This is a genomic window from Embleya sp. NPDC059213 (genome assembly GCF_042754445.1).
In the GTDB taxonomy this organism is placed as follows: domain Bacteria; phylum Actinomycetota; class Actinomycetes; order Streptomycetales; family Streptomycetaceae; genus Embleya.
The window spans coordinates 1-19,589 of the sequence record NZ_JBHZAV010000169.1 but is presented as its reverse complement, the minus strand read 5'-3'; the positions used below and the strand labels follow the sequence as shown (position 1 = coordinate 19,589).

Genomic DNA, 19,589 nt, shown 5'->3' with positions numbered 1-19,589 from the left:
CACCGGTGGCGGACCCCCCCCCGGCGGTGGGGGCGGCCGGCCCCGCCGCCCCCCCCCACCCCCCGCTCGGGGACGACCCGCCGGCCCCGCCACGGGCGCACCCCGCGCCGCGGGGGTTTACCCGCGGCCCACGGGCCCCCGGTGTCGAGGCCGTTCGAGGTCTCCGCGCCGAAGGATTCCGGCGCGGAGAATTCGGTCAGGAGATGGAGAGTGTGAGCGTCGCGCTGTAGTTGCCGGGCGCCTGGTACGCCGGGACCGCCAGGGACAGACCCGCGTCGGCCTGGAACGTACCGCCGGTGACATCCGCGTTGGGCGCGGACGCCAGCGTGGCGCCGGTCTTGCCGATCGGACCCGCGCTACCGGCCACCGCCTGGCTCGGCGAACCCTCGCCGGGCGTGAGCTTCGGAGTCCAGGAGAACTTCTCCGCCGGGATGGTGCCGCCCGCGTTGTTGCTGAAGTCGGTCACCGCGCCGGTCAGCGTCCAACCGGTGGCGCCACCGCGGTAGTCCTTGACCGTCACCGTGTTCAGCGCGCCGGTCATGTTCTGCTCGGTGCCGTTCAGGGTCACGTCGGAAAGCTTGATCCCGCCGTTCTCCTGAGAGATCGTCAGGGCGCCGCCGGCGATCGTGCCGGTGAGGTCCTGCTTGAGCGTTCCGGCCGGGGGGTTCCCGTCGACCGTGAACGGCGCACCGGCGGACAGCGTGCCCGCGGTGTCCTCGGACGCCGCGATCAGCGTGGTGTCCGCCTTGTTGACCTTGACCTTGGCGGTGAACTTGCCGTCCGCACCCGCCTTCGCCACCACCAGACCGGGAACGTCCGGCTGCTGCGCGGCATTGGTCGGGACCACGTAGACGGAGGCGTCCGGCGTGTAGCCCTCGCCGTTCACTGTGACCTCGGTGCCGACCGGCCCGTGGGTCGGGTTCAGAGTGAGCTTGCGCGGGTTGCTCGGCACGTCGGCCTTGACCGTCACGTTCGACGTCTTGGACTTGCCGCCGACGGTGACCTTGAGCTGGTACGAGCCGTCCGCGACGGCCGCGCCGATCGTCGCGGTACCGGCGAGCGCACCATCCGTGACGGTGAGGGCCCCGGTGACCTTGGTGGCGTCACAGGCGTTGCCACTGGCGTCGCACAGTTCGACCGTGGGCGTACCCGCCGGCCAGTTCGTCCCGGCGACGGTGAGGGCACCGCCGGGCTTGACCTGTCCGGGAGTGCTGGTCAGGGTCGGTTCCTGCGGGGCGTCGGCGACCGTGTAGGACGCGATGACGCCGTTGCTGCCGGTGACTTCACACGTGGCCGTGGTGGTGGGCGGCGGCAGATCGGGCACGTTGACGTCCAGTGCGAACGTCTTGAGCGTGAGATCGATCTTCGTCCCGGGCGCGGCCTGGGGGATCGCCAGGTCGGCCGTGAACTCCGGCGGGTTGATGCCGGTATTGGGACCGATGTTCGCGGTGAACTCCGGTGCGACCACCGTGACTTCGCCGCCGGTGCTCAAGGTGAAGGTGTACTTGCCGATGAATCCGATGTTCTCGAAGTCATAGTCGGGACGCAGCGGGTTCTCGCCGGCGTCGATCTTGATCTTCACCGTGCCCGGCGCGCTGCCGGTGTCCGGCGTCAGGGTCGCGTCGAACGTCTGCTTGCCGGTCTTGTTCCAGTTCAGGATCGGCTCGGTGCACACCAGGTCGGGGTTGACCGACCCGGCATATGCGGCCGGCGCTCCCGCGACCAGACCGGCGGTACCCGCGATCATCGCGACGCCGAGCGACGCGACAACCTTTTTTCTGGGTTTGAACATTGTGGTGCTGCTCCCTTCAGGGGGTTACCGCCGGCCGCCGAGGGGCGGGGCGGTCGAACACCACACCGGAGCGAGAGCCGAGGAGCGTCGCACTTCCGTGGGCCCGGCGCTCCGGTGCCGTACCTGAGCGACCGCCTCGCTGAAGATCCGTCGCACACGACCGAGGCGGCCGTCTCGCCGTCCGTCGATTCCCTTGCCGGGCACGGACCCCGTGCTGCGAATTGAAACCTGTTTCAGATTCTGGCGGCCATTCACGCGCGATCCCGTCACATAGTCAATAGCCGCCGGGAGCGGCGCGGTCGGCCTTCCGGGCAGGGAAGGCCGACCGTCCCGAGACATCGATCAGGCGCTGCGCGAGGCCCGCACGCGACGGGTCGCCAGCAGCACGCCGCCGATCCCGAGCAGACCGATGGTGCCGCCGAGCAGGCCCATCGAGAGCGCGTCGTCGAGCGGACCCGTCTTGGGCAGCGTGCCGCCCGCACCGGCGGTGGTGCCGGCGGTCGTACCCGAGGTGGTACCGGTCGTGGTGCCCGCGGTCGTGCCGGTGGTCGTACCCGAGGTGGTGCCACTGGTCGTACCCGAGGTGGTACCGCTCGTCGTGCCTGAAGTCGTACCGCTGGTCGTGCCCGAAGTCGTGGAGGCACCCGGGGTGTTGACCGTGTAGGCGACCGCCGTCGAGGTCATGTTGCACGGCACCGGGAACCTCAGCTCCGGGTCGATGACCTGGAGGTCCAGCGAGAACTTCTTGGGGCTCAGTTCGAGCTTGCCCTTGGCATTGCTCGGCACCTGAATGTTGACGGCGAATTTGGGGACGTCGATCCCCACCTTCTCCTTCACGGTGAGGGTGGCCGCCGCGCCGACCGCGGTCAGCGTCGCGGTGCCGCCGTCGGACTTCGCATCGAAGACCACCGTCGGGATGATCTTGACCTCGGCGGGGACCGGCGACGACGCGGGGCTGACCCCGGGGTCGATGCTGAGCTGGATCGACTTGCCCGGAGTCGCGTCGGCGGGACCGGTGATGGTGAACGGCTGCGGGCCGGAGACCGACGGCCCGCCCATCGCATCCTGGACGACCTTGTCGGCGAATTCACACTTCACCTGGGTGGTGACCGGCGCCGCGCCGGCCTGCGGTGCGAACGCCAGCATGCTGCCTGCCATGACGGCGAACGCCGCCACGCCGCCCGCGGCTCGCTTATTGGGCCTGACCATACGGTGGTTCTCCCTTCGGGGGGATCTCTTGCTCGTCGAGAAGTCCTGATCGAAACGGCCGGAGCGACGCGCGCTCAGCAGGGCCGTTCCGGCGTGTCGGCCTGCACCGACCCGGCACGCGCCCCGACGCATCGGGTACACGCGGTCGCCACACCCGACTTCCCCCTTTCGAGGCGCGGGCCGGGCGGGAAACCGGACCACGCAAGCACCGGTGGGACACGCCTCGCGTTCCCTGGAGGGGGCTTCCCTTGGCGCGTCCGGGAGACATCGAGACTGTTCCAGTACTTGATGTCACGTCAGATCTTCGGGTGACGGTACGACAAGTGGCATGAGCGGACAACAGCGAAAAGCAGAAAATCTGCATCCGTCGGACACGGTTCCATATCGCGCGGACCTGCGAAATCACTGTGTCGACAAGGCGGTCGACAGGTCCCCACAAACTCGACACGTGTCGCGTACAACCGATGCGCGAAAGCCCCCCAAACAGCAAAACTCCGGGCGAGAATGCCCGGAGCCTGGCTGTGCGCCCTGTTCGACGCGAAATCGAGGACCCGCGCTAGGAAACGACCACCGCGGCCGTCACCGCGAGCGGCACCTGCGACTGGAGCACCTGCCCGTTGTAGACGCCGAGGATGCCCACGGACGCGCGGTACTCCCCGGGCGCGAGCGGCTCGGCGTCCGACCTCAGGACGGCCGTGCCCGCCTGAGCCGCGGTGAGGCAGTCGACGTACTCCCCACCGACGGACACCCAGTCACCGTTGCTCGCGTGCTTGGACAGGCTGTAGAGCACACCGCACTGCGTCCATCCGGACGGCGTCGGGCCGTTGAAGTCGATGTACGTCGACGCCTGGAGCGTGTCGCCGACCTTGGCCAGGCACGCCGTACCGACCGTGGCACCGTCGGGCGCGAACGTCCTGGGCCCGTCGCAGGTCTGCCAGTTGTCGCCGACGCCGGCCGTCCCTGCGGACGCGGGGGCGGCGAAGCCGATGGTGGCGGCGAGCATTCCGGCCGCCACGAGTGCCTTTGCCTGAAGCGAAGCACGCATGCTGTTTCCTCTATCCCGGGGTGAACGTCCCGGCGCGCGAAAGGGCGCGCCGGGTGGAGCGGCACGTACGGATCAGCTGGAGCGCGGCAACCCTGACACGGCGTCAGATCGAAAGCCGGCGCACGGCGCGAGTGACACGTGTGCAACCGAAAGTTGGCGCGGTATCACCGTGTGTCGCGACACTCTGTCCCGCTTCCCACCGAAAACTTCCCGGGCGGCTGCGGTGAACCGGACGGTTTTCGGCCTCAATCGAGCGGAACACTCCATTCCGCCCCACCGGCCTTGCCGTGCCGCGTTTCCTGTGGAACGCGGGCGACCGGCCGGACCGGCCCGACCGTGACACTGAGCCATGGCGACGACGACGCTGCGTACCGGCGCTTCTCGAACCCGTCACAGCCGGCCGCGATCCCTTGACACCACGTCAGGGGAGCGGAATCAATGGGCATTTGGCCCATTTATGGAACACGTTTCAGGCCGGCCGCCCCGATCCCGAACGGACGGGGCGGGATCGAGGCCGAAGAACGACGCCGAAGAACGAAGTCGAGAAACAGGGAAGGGAGCGTCCCGCGCATGGTTCCACCCCGCAGGAGGCTGTTCGCGATGTTGGGGGCAGGCGTGCTCGCCGCCGGCGCGGCAGGTCTCACGGCGGTCGCACCCGGGGCCCAGGCGGCGCCCGTGGAGCACGAGGTGAGTTGCCGACCGCCGGCCCTGGGCGGTCCGGACTTCACCTGGAAGCCGAAGGTCGAGTTGTCCGTCTCGGCGCCGAAGCAGGGTACGTACAAGGTCGGCGAGGAGGTGACCGTCACCTGGCACTGGGCCTCCCCGCCGCGCAATCCGTGGACGTGGGTCGACGTGATTCCGAACACCGAGGCGCCGAGCGCCACGGTCAAGCTCTCCAACGGCCAGGTCGGCGACATCACGCTCACCGGCCCCGCGAAACACCCCGGCGTCGGCGGCGCCCAGCCGCTCCCGGTCGCGGACATGACCGGCCGATTCACCATCGCGGCCGAGGGTCGGATCGACCTGGCGCCGGGCGCGTACGTGCTCAAGCAGACCGCCATCCAGGATTCGCCCTGCACCCCGGTGCATCCGGACCGGCTGCCGGTGTCGGCGAGCATCCAGATCGGCACCACCCAGACCCCGGGCCAGAGCACGGGCGGCGGCACCGCCGCCGGGGGCTCGTCCGGCGGCGGCACACCGTCCGCCCCACCCTCCGGCGGCGCCACGACCGACCCGACCGCCGGCACCGCGGGCGCCGGCGACCCGACGCTCGGCGGAGTCGGCGCCACCCCCGGCCCCTCCGCCGGGGCGACCACCCCGCCGCCGAGCGCCCCGCCCCTCCCGCCGCCGCTCACCGGCCAGGTGCCGCAGACCCCCGCCGACACCGTGGCCGGACCGCTGTTCATGCGCCAGAACTCGGCCGGTGTGACCATGCCGCAGTTCCAACCCAGCGGTGACGCACAGCAGTTGGAGGGCCGGCTGAACCCGGTGTCCATCCTGGATCGACGCGGCAGCACGCTCGGCTGGACGCTGACCGCACAGGCCAGTGACTTCGTCGGCCAGGGCGGCGAGATCGTCCCGGCCCGGCAACTCACCTGGATCCCCGCCTGCACCACCGTCGAGGGCCCGCCCGCCGCGGTGGGTACCGGTGTGCCCGGCACGGTCGGCGGCAGCGCCGAGGTGCTGTGTCGGCAGAGCCCGAGCACGGGCGCGGTCACCGGCGGGGCGTTCGAGGCGAACGCCCTGTTGAACCTCTCGCTCCCCGGCGGTTCGCGCTCCGACGCCTACACCGGGAATCTGACGCTCAGTCTGAGCTGAGTCACCGTCGGAGACCGGGACGCCCTCCTCGCATCGTTCGAGGAGGGCGTCCTTTCGTTTCCGCGCGCGAATCCCTTGACTTTGTGATCTTCGTGAAGCGGAATGATCAAGCACGATTTCTGCAACACGTTCCACCGACCCGGCGGGCCGCATCCGTTGCGACGTCCGCCGGTCGCGCACGAGGTATCGAAGCCCGCGCGCCGCGTCCGGTCCCGACGGCGGCGCGCCCCGGCCACTCGATGCGGTGTTTCGGCTGCCCCGCCCTTCCCCGGCGCCGGCAGAGCGGTAACCGAGAAAAAGGAACGCACCATATGTTCAAGGCAAACAGGCAACTCGCCGCGTCGCTCGGCGTCGTGACGATCGCCGGCACCGTCGGCATGGTGGCGCTCGCGCCCTCCGCGAACGCGGCGGACGTCGACTACACCTCGCACTGCGTGAACCAGATCGTCAAGGACCTGGTGATCCCGGACGGCAACCTGAAGATCGACCTGTCGGTCGCGCCGGCCAAGCCGCGCTACGACGTCGGCGAAGAGGTCACCGTCACCTGGACCTGGAAGTCGTACCCGAAGGCGCCGCCGGAGATCCCGGTCGTCGGCAAGGTGGACAAGGACTCGACCCTGCCCAAGGGCAGCGTCACCCTGGGCGGCGCGGCCACCGGCGAGGTCGCCGTCGAGGGTCAGCGGATCAACCCGGAGACCGGCCCGGGCCAGGAGTTGGTGCTCACCAACATGACCGGCAAGGTCAAGCTGACCCAGGCCGGCGACGTGACGCTGACCCCCGGTCTGTACTCGACCTTCACCAAGGCGTTCGGCTTCGACGCCGAGACCAAGTGCAACCCGGTCACCGCGGTCGCCCCCTCGGCCACCCTCAAGGTCGGCGCGGCCGACAAGCCGGTCCTGAACGCACCCTCCGCGGCGGTCGAGCCCGGCAGCGAAGTGGCCCTGACCGGCTCCAAGTTCGCGCCCGGCGCGGTGACCGCGACGCTGGACGGCAACGCCGCCGGGATCGCCGCCTCCACCCTCTCCGCGGACGCGGCCGGCAACCTGAGCGGCACCGTCAAGCTGGCCGACAACGTCGCCAACGGCGCGCACACCCTCACGGTGACCGACGCCGACGGCAACAGCGGCCAGGCCCAGTTGCTGGTCCGCAAGAAGGTCGACCCGACCCAGCCCGGCGACCTGACCCAGAAGCTGGACGGCACGATCACCGCGGGCACGCTGGCCATCACCCAGCAGTCCGCCGGCATCCGACTGTCCGAGGTCGGCGTGAGCGCGCAGGACCAGACCATGACCGGCAAGCTCAACACGGTCACCGTGACCGACCTGCGCGGCGGCAACGCCGGGTGGACGCTGACCGGTTCGGTCACCGACTTCGCCACCCAGGCCGGCGAGACCATCCCCGCCGACAACTTCTCCTGGAAGCCGAAGGCCGCCAAGGCCGACGACAAGTCGAAGGGCACCCCGGTCGCGGGCAGCGCGGGCACCATCGGCTCGGGCGCCACCCTGGCCTCGGTCGCCCAGGGCGTCGGCAACACCGGTGGCACCTTCTCCGCCGACGCCGACATCGACCTGAAGGTTCCGGCCTACCAGGGCGCCGGCGACTACAGCGCGACGCTGACCCTGTCGATTTCCTGACAGTAGGCATCGGTTCATCGGCACGGGACGTCCGCCGCATTCCCTCACTGCGTGGCGGGCGTCCCGTCGCCCATTCCCGCCTGCCGAAGCCGCACACAAATCGTTGTCGCCGGATCGCGTTCCGCTGTTGACTTCGCAAACGCCCCCGGGCTCAATGGGAGGCGCTGTTTTCTGGAACAGGTTTCAGGAGTGGCATCAGCAGGAACGACCGGGTGACACCGGCGGGGTCGGGTGTCACCCCGCCGACGTCGAATCGGCGCACGGCACCGAATCGACCGTCCCGCGCCGCGCGGGTCACCGACGGCGACGAACCGGTCCCGGTGTGGTGTTCGACTGCCCGCTCCCCCGGCGGGCCAGGCAGGCATCCCGAGGAGGGACAGCACCACATGCTCAGACCAAGAACCAGGGAAAGCACTGGGTCCAGACTCCGCAACAAGCGCGTGGCCGGCGTGCTCGGTACCGCCCTCGTGGCCGGTGCCCTGGGCGTGGGCGCGGGGGCACAGTCCGCGAACGCGGCTCCTGTGACGTACAACGTGCACTGTGTACCGCCGAGCGTCGGGGGCGGCCCATTCGACTTCGACGCCCAGGTCGACCTCACGGTCGATCCGGTCAAGCCGAAGTACAACGTGGGCGACGAGGTCACCGTCACCTGGACCTGGAAGGACGCGGCGAAGAACCCTTCCTCCGTGACCGTCAACGCCGACGCGGTCAAGCCGCGGGGCAAGGTCCTGGTCTCCGGCGCGCAGGGCGGCGAGATCGCCATGGAGGGTCCGCAGAAGAACGCGCAGACCGCCGGCGGCGAGAAGTTGTGGTTGTCCGCCATGACGGGCAAGTTGAAGATCGCCAAGCCGGGCGAGCTGCACCTCTCCCCCGGCGGGTACACGAGCACCGCGAACATGTTCGGCAGTTGGGACACCCCGTGTACGCCCAACGGCACGCCGGGAGTGGGCACCACGCTCAAGGTGGACGGCGCGATCAAGCCGCCGACGGCGACGTTCGACCGCGCCATCGTGCGGCCGGGCTCGGCCATCGACGTAACCGGTGAGAACTGGCCGGTCGGCGCGAGCGGCGTCACCGTGGACCTGTGCGACCAGAGTGGCAACTCCTGTGCACCGGAAGGGGCGTCGGGCTCCACCCTCACCGTCGACGCCTCCGGAAAGCTGACCGGTCAGGTCAAGGTCGGCGCCGATGTGCCGGATGCCATTCGCCAGGTCCGGATCAGCTCGGGCAACGCCTCGGTCCTGGTGACGATCTCGGTCGCCAAGAACGCGCTGCGCCACTCCGAGCCGGTCAAGTACGGCGTGCGCTACACCCCGGCCTGGGGCAACGGCCCGGTCTTCGACTGGCAGCCCGAGGTCGCCCTGTCGGTGTCCCCCGCCAAGCCCTGGTACGAGATCGGCGACGAGGTCACCGTCGACTGGAAGTGGATCGGCTACCCGCGCAACCCCTCCAGTTGGGTGGTGGCACTCAAGGACACGGTGACGCCCAGCGGCACCGTGAAGCTCTCCGGCGCGCAGACCGGCGACGTGTCGGTCGTCGGACCCAAGGGCAACCCGGCCACTCCGGGCGGCGAGGTGCTCAAGGTCGGCGACATGAAGGGCACCTTCAAGATCACCAAGGCGGGCCGCATCGATCTGGCACCCGCCGGATACGGCTTGAAGGTCATCACCATCTCGTCGAGCGGCGTACCCATCGGCACTCCGGTGCCCTCGCACTCGATCGGGGTCGGCCAACCCGCCCAGGCGAACCTGATCGTGGATCAGAACCTGCTCAAGCCGGGTGACGTGGTCAAGCTGTCCGGGGTGAACTGGCCGACCGGCCAGGGCAACCCGCAGGTCCAGCTGTGCGCCGAGGACGGTTCGGGCTGCACCGGGTCCGCGTTCACCGCGGGCACCGGTTCGGTGGCCCAGGGCGGCGCGCTCACCGCGCAGGCCACACTCGGCGGCCAGGTGGCGCCGGGTAACTACCTGGTCAAGGTCACCGTCGGCGTCACCTCGCTGACCGCACCGATCACGATCACCACGGCGGTCGTACTGCCGCGCGCGATCACCGCCACGCCGGATCGGGGTCCTGCGGGCACGAAGGCGCACGTGACGGGGAAGAACTTCACCCCCGGCTCGGCCGTCGTGCTGGAGACCCTGGACGCCGGCCTGGTCGCGACCGGTGACACGGTGGAGGCCACCGCGGCCGCGGACGGCACGTTCGCCGTCGATCTGACGGTGAGCAAGCCCGGTACGACGCAGATCCGGGCGTACGAGAAGAACGACCGCAACAAGATGGCGCTCGCCGCGTTCACCTTCGAGGGTGGCGGCGGTCCCGGCGAGCCGCCGGGGACGTTGTCGATGGCCCAGGCCGGCACCGGCGTCGTACTCGCGGACGTCCCGTTCGCGAGCAGCGACCAGTCGATGACCGGCACGCTCAACGCGGTCACCGTCACCGACGCCCGCAAGGGCACGTTGGGTTGGCAACTCACTGGCTCCGTCTCGGACTTCAAGGCCGAGGGCGGCAACTCGCTGCCCTCCTCGGCGTTGTCCTGGACACCTCGGTGCGTGGCCGAGCCGAACTCGGCGAGCCAGGTCGTGACCGGCTCGGCGGGTACGGTCAACGGCGGGCTGCTGTGCAGCTCGGCGGCGTCCACGGACCCGGCGCACAAGACCGGTGGCGTATTCACCGCGAACGCGGGCCTGTCGCTCGCGATCCCGGCGTACCAGGCGGCCGGCACCTACACGGGAACCCTGACGCTCACCGTCTCCTGACGGCGCATCAGCCCTGCGCGGGGCGCCCATCGACACCTCCCGAGGTGCCGGTGGGCGCCCCGTTTCGCATTCCCGCGATACCCGCCCGCACAGCGTAAGTGGAACTTGTTCCACCGCTTCGAGACGACACGTGTCAGTGCAGGTCAGCGCACCGGCGAAGGCATACTCGCCGGTCACATAGGCCGTTTGCGCCTCTTGACTTCGCCAGGTGAAAGCGCATCAATGTGACCCGCCCCACTTCTGTAACACGTTCCACTTACCATGCGCGTATCCGTCCCCATGCCGCCGACGCGACGCCAACGCCCGCCGCCGGCACGGAACGCGGGACAGGGAGCAGCACCTCATGAAGCAACGCACCATGCGCCTGGCCGCCGGACTCGGCGTCGGCACACTCGCGGTCACCGGGTTCCTCGCCGGCGCGCCGGCCGCCGTCGCCGGCACCGCGACGCCGACCGTCACGTGTTCGCTGCCGCTGGGTCAGGGCGAGAAGAGCGGGCCGATGTCGGTGACCGTGGACGGGCCGACCACCGCCAAGCCCGGCGAGACAATCGACCTGAAGATCACCCTCGGCGCGAGCCCGGCCACCAGCCCCGCCGCACTCAACGGCATCAAGATGACGCCGTCGATCGACTTCGCGCTGTCCGGCGGAGCCACCGGCCCGGTCACCCTCACCGGCGCCCAGACCACGATCGACATCCCGGCGAACACGCCGATCCAGAGCCCGCCGTTCACGGTCAAGCTGCAGATCCCGGCGACCGCGACCGGCACGGTCGACCTGACCCCGACCAAGACCACGACCGCCACGGTGACGCCGTACGGCAACTTCACCACGCCGTGCGCGGTCACCGGTGGCTCGGGTGTCGCGCAGAGCATCACCGTGCAGAGCACGCCGGAGACGGCCACCCTGAGCGCGTCCCCGGGCACCGTGGAGGCCGGCAAGGAGACCGTGCTCTCCGGTACCAACTGGACCAAGGGCGGCACCGCCACGCCGTCCCTGTGCGCCGCGGACGGCACCGCGTGCAACCCGGCGGGCATCTCCGCCAACAGCCTGCGGATCGGCGCCGACGGCGTGCTCTCCGGCGGCGTGACGGTCGCTCCCGGGACCGCGGATGGCACGTACAGCGTGCAGGTGAGCGACGGCAGCCGCAGCGCGTCCACGCCGCTGACGGTCGAGAAGGCCGACGTCCCGGTCGTCCAGCGCAAGGTGACGCTGAGCAAGAGCACGGTGCGCCCGTGGACCTTCGTGAAGGTGTCCGGCGAGAACTTCACGCCGAACACGCTGATCGCCCTGGCCGGCGTGCAGGGGGCCGACCCGACCTTCAACTTCGGCCTCGCCTGGACCGACCGCAACGGCAAGTTCAGCTCGTGGATCCTGGTGACCAGCAAGAAGACCACCGGCATCACGGCGGTCGAGATCGACACGAGCTTCAAGTTCGACAAGCTCGGCATGGCCGGCATCACGGTGAAGTAGCCGCCCCCGCACCCCCGCACACGCGTCGGCCCCGACACCCGGATACGGGTGTCGGGGCCGACGCGTGCCTCTCGGGCAATCGCCGGGTCAGAAACCGAAGTCGAGACTCCCGAAGGTCTGGTAACCGCTGCAGTAGATGTCCCAACCGGGACCGGCCAGCGGGTTCGTAAGGCGAAGCGACCAATTCGTGGCGCTCGGCGGCGCAGCGCTCGTGTCCTTGAGTCGCACATTCGTACCGGCCGGGATCCGGGCGAGCGCCGGGATCGGCCCGATGACCATCGGCCAGGGCCCCCAGGCCGGGTGGGTCGACCCCGCGAAGTCGTGCACCGTCCCGACACCCGATCCACCACTGCTGGTCTGGATCGTCCGGAGCACGATCGCGGCGGAGTTGGCGGGAACCGCCGTGTTCTGGCCGATCGACGTGGACACCTTCATCTTCTGCGGCAGGGTGGGACTGGAAGCGCTGGACGACAGTGTCGCCGTGAACGGCGAGGGTCCGAAGATCGCACCACTGGGGTCGTTGCAGGTGAACGTGACCGACCGCGCCTCCGGCGGAATCGCGTAGGCGGATGTGGACAGTGCGGTGACGGCGACCAACGCACCGGCGGCGCAGGTGATGCCGGCGGTGACGAGCTTGGTGGGTTTCATGACGAATCCTTTCGTCGGACCGGCCGAGGCTGGGGTTCGGCCGATCGCGCGTCATTCCATGGAAGCGACACGGAGGAAAGGAACCGACGTACGGGAAGCGCCCGTTGCGGCCACCCGAAGGTCGCCGCAACAGGCGCTTGCTCCATCCGGATCCGAGCGCTCCGGCTCCCTGGTCGAGAGCCGGGCGGATCAGAAGGTGAAGTCGCCGGTACCGACGTCCTGGCCGCCGGCGCAGCGAATGTCGGCGGGGGCCGGGAGGTTCGCCTGGATGCGCACCGAGTAATTCGTGGCACTCGGCGCACCGCTGGTGCCGAGCAGCCGAACGGCGGTACCGCTGGGCAGACGCGAAGCCGCCGGGACCCCGCCGAGCGTGATCGGGTCGCCCACGTTCATCGGCAGATTGATGGTCCCGCTGAAGTCCCATGCCACGGACGCACTGGTGACCGTGCGGATGGTGGTCGTCAGCGAGTTCGCCGCGATCTTGACCGGCGCCTTGATGGACGAGGTGAGCTTCATCTTCTGCGGGTTCGGCGAGCCCGGGTCGCTGGAGGCCAGAGTGCCCGCCCCGTTGGTGGAGTACGTGATGTTGGTGAGGATGTCGACACACGTGAGAGTCACGCCGCGCTGCTCCGGCGGAATCGCGTTGGCGGTGCCGGACATGGCCATCACGGCCGCGAAGGCACCCGCCGTACAGGCGATGCCGACCGTTGCGACTTTGGAACGAGACATGAGGGGTGGTGCTCCTTTCACGGCTTTCCGAATGGGCACGCACTCGCCCGAGTTCCTGAAGCAGGCAAGGCGCTGGTACTGCCGGCCGGTATCTCGACATCGACAGGGGGCGCCGACGCAAGCCATACCGCGAAGGGCCCGCATTGCTTCTGCCTCGGGCCTTCCGGCACAGGGAGAGTGAAGCGGCAGCCCGAAAAGAAGTCAATGCCTAATGTCCACTTTTGCAAACCCAAGTGATCTTCGAGAAGCTTCCAACCATATCGACCGAGAGACCACCTTCAATCCCCAAGATCATTAAATACATATCTTTGATCATGGTGACACGCGTCACTATACAGGCATGATTACTTAACGTGAGTATCGTCGGGAATTCCCGGTAAAACAAACGTCTCCCGAGACGCGAAGGCGTCCGGGGAGACGTTTGGAAACCAATCCTCGACCAAAAGCGAAGTCAATGGTTCCGGTGGTTTATTTCCGGTCCGGTGATCAGAAGGTGAAGTCGTCCGTCCCGGAGTCCTGGCCACCCGCGCAGTACGTGAAGACGGTGACCCCGGCCAGATGCGATTCGATCTTGACCGACCAGTTCGCCGCGCCGGGCGCCGCACCGGAGGTGTCCACGAGGCGCACCTTGGTACCGGCGGCCAGCCGCGACGGGGCGGGAACGGGCCCCAGCCGAACGGGGTTGCCGACGTTCATCGGCGCGTTGAGCGTGCCGGCGAAGTCCCACGCCGTGCCCGCCCCCGCGCCGCTGGTCTGCACCGTGCGAATCGTCGTGGTCAGCGCATTCGGCGGAATCTGAACGGGCGAGGTCATCGGCGCGGTCAACTTCATCTTCTGGGCCGTCGTGCCGCCCGAGTCGCTGGAGGCAAGAATGCCCGGGCCGTTCGTCGCCCAGGTGGTCCCGCCGCTGTCCACGCACGTGAGCGTCACCGCCCGGGACTCCGGGACCATCGCGTGGGCCGTGCCGGACAACGCCGCGGAGGCCGCGAACGCGGTGGCCACACACGCGATGCCGGCGGACGCGAACCTGGTACGAGTCATGAGAACACTCCTTCTCGATCGGTTTCCAAGACCCGACCCCGCCTGTCGACTTCGACCCGTGCCCCCGGGGGGAATGCGCCCGCCGCCCTGGGGATCCGGGGCGATACCGATGACAAGGCCACTCCACCCCACGCTTCGGGGCCCTTTCGGCAGGCTCGAGTCAAACCGTACGGTCGGCAAAAGTCAATGCTGGTTTCGATTCCGGAAAACCCGGGAAAGAAACGAAATGGAGAATGCGGAGCCAAGTTTATCGAATTTCGATCTTGGTGACACGTGACACCGGATTCGGGTGACATCCGGACAATCAACGAATCACCGAAAGTGATTTCCGAGCCGTCATCGGGACACTCGACAGGCCCCCGATGTTCGCCCACACCGGCCCGCGCCACCGTTATCCGGACATACGTACGCCTGCCCGGGCGGCACGAGGCCACCCGGGCAGGCGCGAGACGTCATGAACGTTCCGGACCGGATCCCCGAAAAGCGGGACCCGGTCCGGGATCGATCAGAACGAGAAGTCGGCCGAGGCCGCGTCCTGCTTGCCGGCACACCAGATGCTGATCGGGGAGCCGGAGATGCTCGTGGTGATCAGCACGGACCAGTTCGACGCGCTGGGCGCGGCGGCCGAAGTGTCCTGCAGCCGCACGTTGGTGCCCGCCGCCAGTCGCGAAGTACCCGCGACCGGGCCCAGGTTGATCGGGTTGTTGATGTTCATCGGCAGGTTGACCGTGCCGGTGAAGTCGCGAACCGTGCCCGTGCCGGTCTGGATGGTGCGGATGGTCGTGGTCAGCGAGTTGGCCGGGATGTTCTGCGGCGCGAGCAGCGGCGAGATGAGCTTCATCTTCTGCGCCGCGGTGCCGCCCGGGTCACTGGAGGTGAGGGTGCCAGTGCCGCCGGTGACCCACGTGGTACCCGTGCTGTCCTTGCAGGTGAGGTTCACGCTGCGCGAATCGGGGACCGCGTTCGCGGTGCCGGACAGCGCCATGACGGCGGCGAAGGCAGCGGCCGAACAGGCGATACCGGCACTGGCGAGCTTGGTGCGAGACATGGTGGAGCTCCTTTTCATCGCTTCCGAGTACCTGGTGGTGGCGCACGTTCTCCCCGGCCTGCACGCCGCAGGCGAAAACGGTGGAGCAACCGGCGGGCATCCCGAACGAGCCGATCGACACTGCACACGGCCGACCGACACGAGCTGACTATCGAGATCCGAGGCGGGCCCGCTTCTTCCCCACGCTTGGGGCCCTCCGGCACAGCCAAGAGTGAAACTGTGCAAGCGGAAGAAGTCAATACGGTTTTGTAGATGAAGTCACCGGGCAGCGATCGTGAATCGATCGCCGTTCCTATTGACTCGGTCAAGCTCGGAAAGAGGAGGCCGGAGCAGGTTTATCAAAGTTGATCATGGTGACACGTGACACCAAGATCACCGCGTTTTACGCATTGCTTCCTGGGCCTTTATTCGCTAGATGTTCGGGCGGACCAGCAACGTTCGGAGTTCGCCATCCCGGCCATTTCACCCAGCACTCGGCCAACGCTCCAGACAACCGTCGCCGACGGGCAACGGGCGCAGTGGGCGACGAAATGTCGTCCTCCGGGCGTACGCGGGGGAAGCGGACTCTCCTGCACCAAGAGCCACCAGGCACCTCCCACCCGGCTAGGAGAAACGTGTCCCGAATGCGAAGAATCGCTCCGCGCAGACTGATCGCGGTCGCGGCCGTCGGCGCCGTCGCAAGCACCGGCGCCCTCGTCCTGGCCCCCTCGGCCCAGGCCGACACCGTCGACTACGCGACGCACTGCACCAACCCGTACTCGACGCCGCCGGACGGCAACGTCAAGATCGACCTGGTCGTCACCCCCGCCAAGAGCACCTACCAGGTGGGCGACGTCGTCTCGGTCGAGTGGCAGTGGAAGCTCTACCCCAAGGCCCCGACCTCGATCCCGGTGGTCGGCAAGGTGCCGAAGGACTCCACCTACCCGGTCGGCACGGTGAAGTTGACGGGCGCGCAGACCGGCAACTTCGCCATCCAGGGACCGAAGATCAACCCCGAGGCGCTGCCCGGTCAGGATCTGATCCTGAGCAACCCGGTCGGCAACGTCACGCTGACCCAGGCCGGTCAGGTCAACCTGACCCCGGACATCTACTCGACCTGGACCACGGCGGTCGGGCAGACGGTCGAGACCAAGTGCTCGCCGATCAACCCCATCTCGGTCTCGCGCACTCTCACCGTGGACGGCCCCTCGCAGGGGGCGCCCACCGTCAGTGCGAACCCGGGTGAGTTCAACGCCGGTGCGCAGGTCGCCCTGTCCGGCACCAACTGGGCCGCCGGCACCCCGTCGGTGCAGCTGTGCGACGCCAACGGCGCCGCCTGCGACGCGACCAAGATCGCGGCGAACAGCCTGGTGGTGGCCAACGGCGCGCTGTCCGGCAACATCAACACCGTCGCGACCGTGCCGACCGGCAACTACAAGATCAAGGTCAAGGTCGGCGCCGGCGAGGCGCTCACCCCGGTCAAGATCAACGCCGTCGCCCGGCAGGCCACGCTCAGCCCGAACCGCGGCCCCGTGGGCACCACCGTCACGGTGAGCGGCAAGAACTTCAACCCGAACCTCACGGTCATCGCACGCGGTCAGACCGCGACCGGTTACGTGCTGGACGAGACCGCCGCGTACGCCGACTCGGCGGCCGACGGCACGGTCACCATCCCGGACTTCGTGGTGAGCGACCCGAGCATCACCTCGGTCTGGATCACCGAGGGCGTGGACGAGGCGACCGGCTTCGCCCTGCCGTTCACCATCGGCGCGGCCCTGCCGGCCACGCTTTCCGCGTCGCCCGCCGCCACCCACGCCGGTGGTTCGGTCGCGGTGTCCGGCAACAACTGGACCCCGAACGGCTCCGCCACCGGGTCGCTGTGCGCGGCCGACGGCTCGGCGTGCAGCACCGCCCGGATCACCTCCGGCCCGATCGCCATCGGCGCCGACGGCTCGCTCGCCGGCAACGTGACGATCGCCGGCAACGTCGGCGAGGGCACCTACAAGCTCAAGCTGAGCGACGGCAGCAACAGCGCGCTGGCCTCGGTCACCGTGCAGCGCCGCTGGCTGGAGCTGAACAAGACGTCCGGCGACCCGTGCACCTTCGTCCTGGTCACCGGACACGGCTACGGATCGCTCGCGTGGGTCAACGTCAACGGTCTGGCGGGCAACTCCAAGACCAGTGACTGGGCCGGCGCCTGGGCGAACGCCAATGGCGACTTCAGCATCTGGATCCTGATCACGAAGTCGAACACCACCGGCATCATCGCGTCGGAGACCTTCCACTCCGACCGCAACGCGTCGACCCCGTTCACCGTGACGGGCTGACGCACCTCCGCACGGCTCGATCGAAGGCCGCCGTCCCTGTGGACGGCGGCCTTCGCCGTGCCGAGCGGCGAGCCGAGAAGCGGAAGGATCAATTCCGTTTCCCTGTTCTTCCCGCGCCTCTTCCCTTGCCGCGCGGCAAGTCGATCATGTTGACACGTGACACCTGGATCGCCACGAAATAGTCATTGACTTCGTCAGCAATTAGCGGATGAATACGGTGTCGGACCATCTATTGCCGACTGCCATCGCATCCGTCGCATTCCGACCGGCGGCCCGCCCCGCTCCGAGAGGGCGGAGACCGCAGTGCAATTCCCGGATCGCGCGGTGCCGCTCCATCGTGGCAGGAGGCATATTCCCATCCCCGCGAGGAGAATAGTGTCCCGAATGCGAAGAATCGCTCCACGCAGGCTGCTCGCCTCGACAGCCGTCGTCGCCGTCGCGACCGCCGGCGGTCTCGTGGTCCTCGCACCGTCCGCCCAGGCGGCCCCGGTCGACTACACGACGCACTGTGTCAACAAGTTCTCGCCGAACCTGCCCAATGGTCAGGTTCAGATGGACCTTCAGGTCACCCCGGAGAAGCCGACCTACGCCGTGGGCGAAGAGGTCACCGTCAAGTGGCACTGGACGGTGTTCCCGAAGGCCCCGCCGACCATCCCGGTGATCGGCAAGGTGCCCGCGAACTCGACCTACCTCGACGGCACGGTCAAGCTCTCCGGCGCCCAGACCGGCTCCTTCAAGACCATCGGGCCGCAGGACAACCCCGAGGCCCTGCCCGGTCAGGACCTCAAGGTCAGTGACGGCACCGGCAAGTTCACCCTGACCACGCCCGGCGACGTCAACCTGACGCCGGACGTCTACTCGACCTTCACCACGGCCCTGGGCCAGAAGGTGCCGACCGACTGCTCGCCGGTGACCCCGGTCTCGGTCTCGCGCACCATCAAGGTCGAAGGCACCTCGCAGGAGCCGGCCACCCTGGTCGCCCCCGCCGAGGCCAACGCCAGCGCCTCGATCGCACTGACCGGTGCACACTGGCCGGCCGGCAGCCCCTCGGTCGAGCTGTGCGACGCCGCCGGTGCGGCCTGCGACGCGGCCAAGATCGCCCCCGGCAACACCCTCGCGGTGGCCGCCGGAGCGCTCACCGGCAACGTCTCCACGATCGCCACCGTGCCCGCCGGCGACTACAAGATCAAGGTCAAGGTCGGCGCCGCCGAGGCACTCGCCCCGATCAAGATCAACGCCACGGCGCGGCAGATCAGCTTCGATCCGGCCAGTGGTCCCCTCGGTACCACGGTCAAGATCACCGGGAAGAACTTCGCCCCGAACATCACGGTCATCGCGCGCGGCCAGACCGCGACGGGCTACGTGCTGGACGAGGTCATGGCCTACGCGGACTCGGGTGCCGACGGAACGGTCGTCATCCCCGACTTCATCGTGAGCGACGCGTCGATCGCGGCGATCTACGTGACCGAGGGCACCGACGAGTCGACCGCGGTCGCCGCTCCGTTCCGCATCACCGTCCCCGGTAGCGGCCTGGACCAGACGGTGACCGGCAGCGTGGTGGCGGGTGGCCTGACCATCTCCCAGTCCGCCGGCGCGATCAAGCTGTCCGACATCACGATCAACGGCCAGGCGCAGAACATGACCGGCGCGCTGAACACCGTGACCGTGAAGGACTTCCGCAGCGGCAACACCGGGTGGACCCTCACCGGCTCGGTGACCGACTTCACCAACGGCACCGGCGGCAAGATCGGCGCCGACAAGTTCACCTGGACCCCCAAGGTCGCCGCCGGCCCGGGTTCGCCCAGCGTCGCGGTGCCCGGTAGCACCGGCCCGATCGGCACCGGCGCCACGCTGGCGTCCGCGCCGGCCGCCGCCACCACGGGCGGCACCTTCGCCGCCGACGCCGACCTCTCGCTCGCCGTTCCGGCGTACCAGTCGATCGGCACCTACAGCGCCACGCTGACCCTCTCGATCAGCTAGCGCGCGGCACCTCGCAACACGGCGGGCCCGCACACCGGCAACCGGGCGGGGGGGCCCCCCCCGTGGTGCCCCAACCCGAGCGGGGCCAAGCCCCCCCCCAAAAACAGGGGCC

At 68.8% G+C, this 19,589-nt stretch carries 13 protein-coding genes; 6 read left to right on the top strand and 7 right to left on the bottom strand.

The window, feature by feature from the left end:
* Positions 1-196: 196 nt before the first annotated feature.
* The 3 genes from ACFXMF_RS37930 to ACFXMF_RS37920 all read right to left on the bottom strand — a co-directional run bounded on the left by ACFXMF_RS37930 (position 197) and on the right by ACFXMF_RS37920 (position 4,046).
* A complete protein-coding gene (locus ACFXMF_RS37930) occupies positions 197-1,792 on the bottom strand; it encodes a hypothetical protein (RefSeq protein ID WP_360321030.1) in 1,596 nt (531 codons plus the stop codon).
* 342 nt (positions 1,793-2,134) lie between these two features.
* Complete coding sequence (locus ACFXMF_RS37925; protein WP_360321033.1) at positions 2,135-3,001, bottom strand: hypothetical protein; 867 nt, start codon at positions 2,999-3,001, stop codon at positions 2,135-2,137.
* A 556-nt stretch (positions 3,002-3,557) separates the two neighbouring features.
* Entirely contained in the window at positions 3,558-4,046 is a 489-nt protein-coding gene (locus ACFXMF_RS37920; protein ID WP_379991774.1) for a hypothetical protein, read from the bottom strand.
* A 570-nt stretch (positions 4,047-4,616) separates the two neighbouring features.
* Here ACFXMF_RS37920 and ACFXMF_RS37915 point away from each other — a divergent pair.
* The 4 genes from ACFXMF_RS37915 to ACFXMF_RS37900 all read left to right on the top strand — a co-directional run bounded on the left by ACFXMF_RS37915 (position 4,617) and on the right by ACFXMF_RS37900 (position 11,725).
* The gene (locus ACFXMF_RS37915; RefSeq protein ID WP_360321039.1) at positions 4,617-5,864 is read left to right on the top strand and encodes a hypothetical protein; all 1,248 of its coding nucleotides are present in this window, start codon (positions 4,617-4,619) and stop codon (positions 5,862-5,864) included.
* Between the two features lie 311 nt (positions 5,865-6,175).
* On the top strand, positions 6,176-7,498 hold the full coding sequence (locus tag ACFXMF_RS37910; protein ID WP_379991776.1) for a WxL domain-containing protein: 1,323 nt from the start codon (positions 6,176-6,178) through the stop codon (positions 7,496-7,498).
* Between the two features lie 386 nt (positions 7,499-7,884).
* Positions 7,885-10,254: a hypothetical protein gene (locus ACFXMF_RS37905; RefSeq protein WP_379991777.1), complete on the top strand. Its 2,370-nt coding sequence runs from the start codon at positions 7,885-7,887 to the stop codon at positions 10,252-10,254.
* A 343-nt stretch (positions 10,255-10,597) separates the two neighbouring features.
* Positions 10,598-11,725 (top strand): hypothetical protein, encoded by a 1,128-nt coding sequence (locus ACFXMF_RS37900; protein ID WP_360325254.1) that lies wholly within the window; start codon positions 10,598-10,600, stop codon positions 11,723-11,725.
* Between the two features lie 87 nt (positions 11,726-11,812).
* Here the strand turns inward: ACFXMF_RS37900 and ACFXMF_RS37895 are convergent, their stop codons facing one another.
* From ACFXMF_RS37895 to ACFXMF_RS37880, 4 genes are all read right to left on the bottom strand, one after another.
* On the bottom strand, positions 11,813-12,373 hold the full coding sequence (locus tag ACFXMF_RS37895) for a hypothetical protein (protein ID WP_379992533.1): 561 nt from the start codon (positions 12,371-12,373) through the stop codon (positions 11,813-11,815).
* A 189-nt stretch (positions 12,374-12,562) separates the two neighbouring features.
* Positions 12,563-13,102 carry a hypothetical protein gene (locus ACFXMF_RS37890; protein ID WP_379992532.1) on the bottom strand — a complete coding sequence of 180 codons (540 nt, stop codon included), beginning with the start codon at positions 13,100-13,102 and terminating at the stop codon, positions 12,563-12,565.
* A 486-nt stretch (positions 13,103-13,588) separates the two neighbouring features.
* Positions 13,589-14,143 carry a hypothetical protein gene (locus ACFXMF_RS37885; RefSeq protein ID WP_360314687.1) on the bottom strand — a complete coding sequence of 185 codons (555 nt, stop codon included), beginning with the start codon at positions 14,141-14,143 and terminating at the stop codon, positions 13,589-13,591.
* Positions 14,144-14,648: 505 nt separating this feature from the next.
* A complete protein-coding gene (locus tag ACFXMF_RS37880) occupies positions 14,649-15,191 on the bottom strand; it encodes a hypothetical protein (RefSeq protein ID WP_360314685.1) in 543 nt (180 codons plus the stop codon).
* 623 nt (positions 15,192-15,814) lie between these two features.
* On the opposite strand from ACFXMF_RS37880, the gene ACFXMF_RS37875 reads away from it, so the two are divergent.
* On the top strand, positions 15,815-17,497 hold the full coding sequence (locus tag ACFXMF_RS37875; protein WP_379992531.1) for a hypothetical protein: 1,683 nt from the start codon (positions 15,815-15,817) through the stop codon (positions 17,495-17,497).
* A gap of 384 nt (positions 17,498-17,881) precedes the next feature.
* The gene (locus tag ACFXMF_RS37870; RefSeq protein WP_379992870.1) at positions 17,882-19,477 is read left to right on the top strand and encodes a hypothetical protein; all 1,596 of its coding nucleotides are present in this window, start codon (positions 17,882-17,884) and stop codon (positions 19,475-19,477) included.
* Positions 19,478-19,589: the final 112 nt, after the last annotated feature.

Bases quoted from the DNA above. Each gene is read 5' to 3' on its own strand.
- ACFXMF_RS37910 (WP_379991776.1), top strand. From the start codon at position 6,176: ATGTTCAAGGCAAACAGGCAACTCGCCGCGTCGCTCGGCGTCGTGACG.
- ACFXMF_RS37915 (WP_360321039.1), top strand. From the start codon at position 4,617: ATGGTTCCACCCCGCAGGAGGCTGTTCGCGATGTTGGGGGCAGGCGTG.
- ACFXMF_RS37875 (WP_379992531.1), top strand. From the start codon at position 15,815: ATGCGAAGAATCGCTCCGCGCAGACTGATCGCGGTCGCGGCCGTCGGC.
- ACFXMF_RS37920 (WP_379991774.1), bottom strand. From the start codon at position 4,046: ATGCGTGCTTCGCTTCAGGCAAAGGCACTCGTGGCGGCCGGAATGCTC.
- ACFXMF_RS37900 (WP_360325254.1), top strand. From the start codon at position 10,598: ATGAAGCAACGCACCATGCGCCTGGCCGCCGGACTCGGCGTCGGCACA.
- ACFXMF_RS37890 (WP_379992532.1), bottom strand. From the start codon at position 13,102: ATGTCTCGTTCCAAAGTCGCAACGGTCGGCATCGCCTGTACGGCGGGT.
- ACFXMF_RS37930 (WP_360321030.1), bottom strand. From the start codon at position 1,792: ATGTTCAAACCCAGAAAAAAGGTTGTCGCGTCGCTCGGCGTCGCGATG.
- ACFXMF_RS37870 (WP_379992870.1), top strand. From the start codon at position 17,882: ATGCGAAGAATCGCTCCACGCAGGCTGCTCGCCTCGACAGCCGTCGTC.
- ACFXMF_RS37925 (WP_360321033.1), bottom strand. From the start codon at position 3,001: ATGGTCAGGCCCAATAAGCGAGCCGCGGGCGGCGTGGCGGCGTTCGCC.
- ACFXMF_RS37905 (WP_379991777.1), top strand. From the start codon at position 7,885: ATGCTCAGACCAAGAACCAGGGAAAGCACTGGGTCCAGACTCCGCAAC.
- ACFXMF_RS37895 (WP_379992533.1), bottom strand. From the start codon at position 12,373: ATGAAACCCACCAAGCTCGTCACCGCCGGCATCACCTGCGCCGCCGGT.
- ACFXMF_RS37880 (WP_360314685.1), bottom strand. From the start codon at position 15,191: ATGTCTCGCACCAAGCTCGCCAGTGCCGGTATCGCCTGTTCGGCCGCT.
- ACFXMF_RS37885 (WP_360314687.1), bottom strand. From the start codon at position 14,143: ATGACTCGTACCAGGTTCGCGTCCGCCGGCATCGCGTGTGTGGCCACC.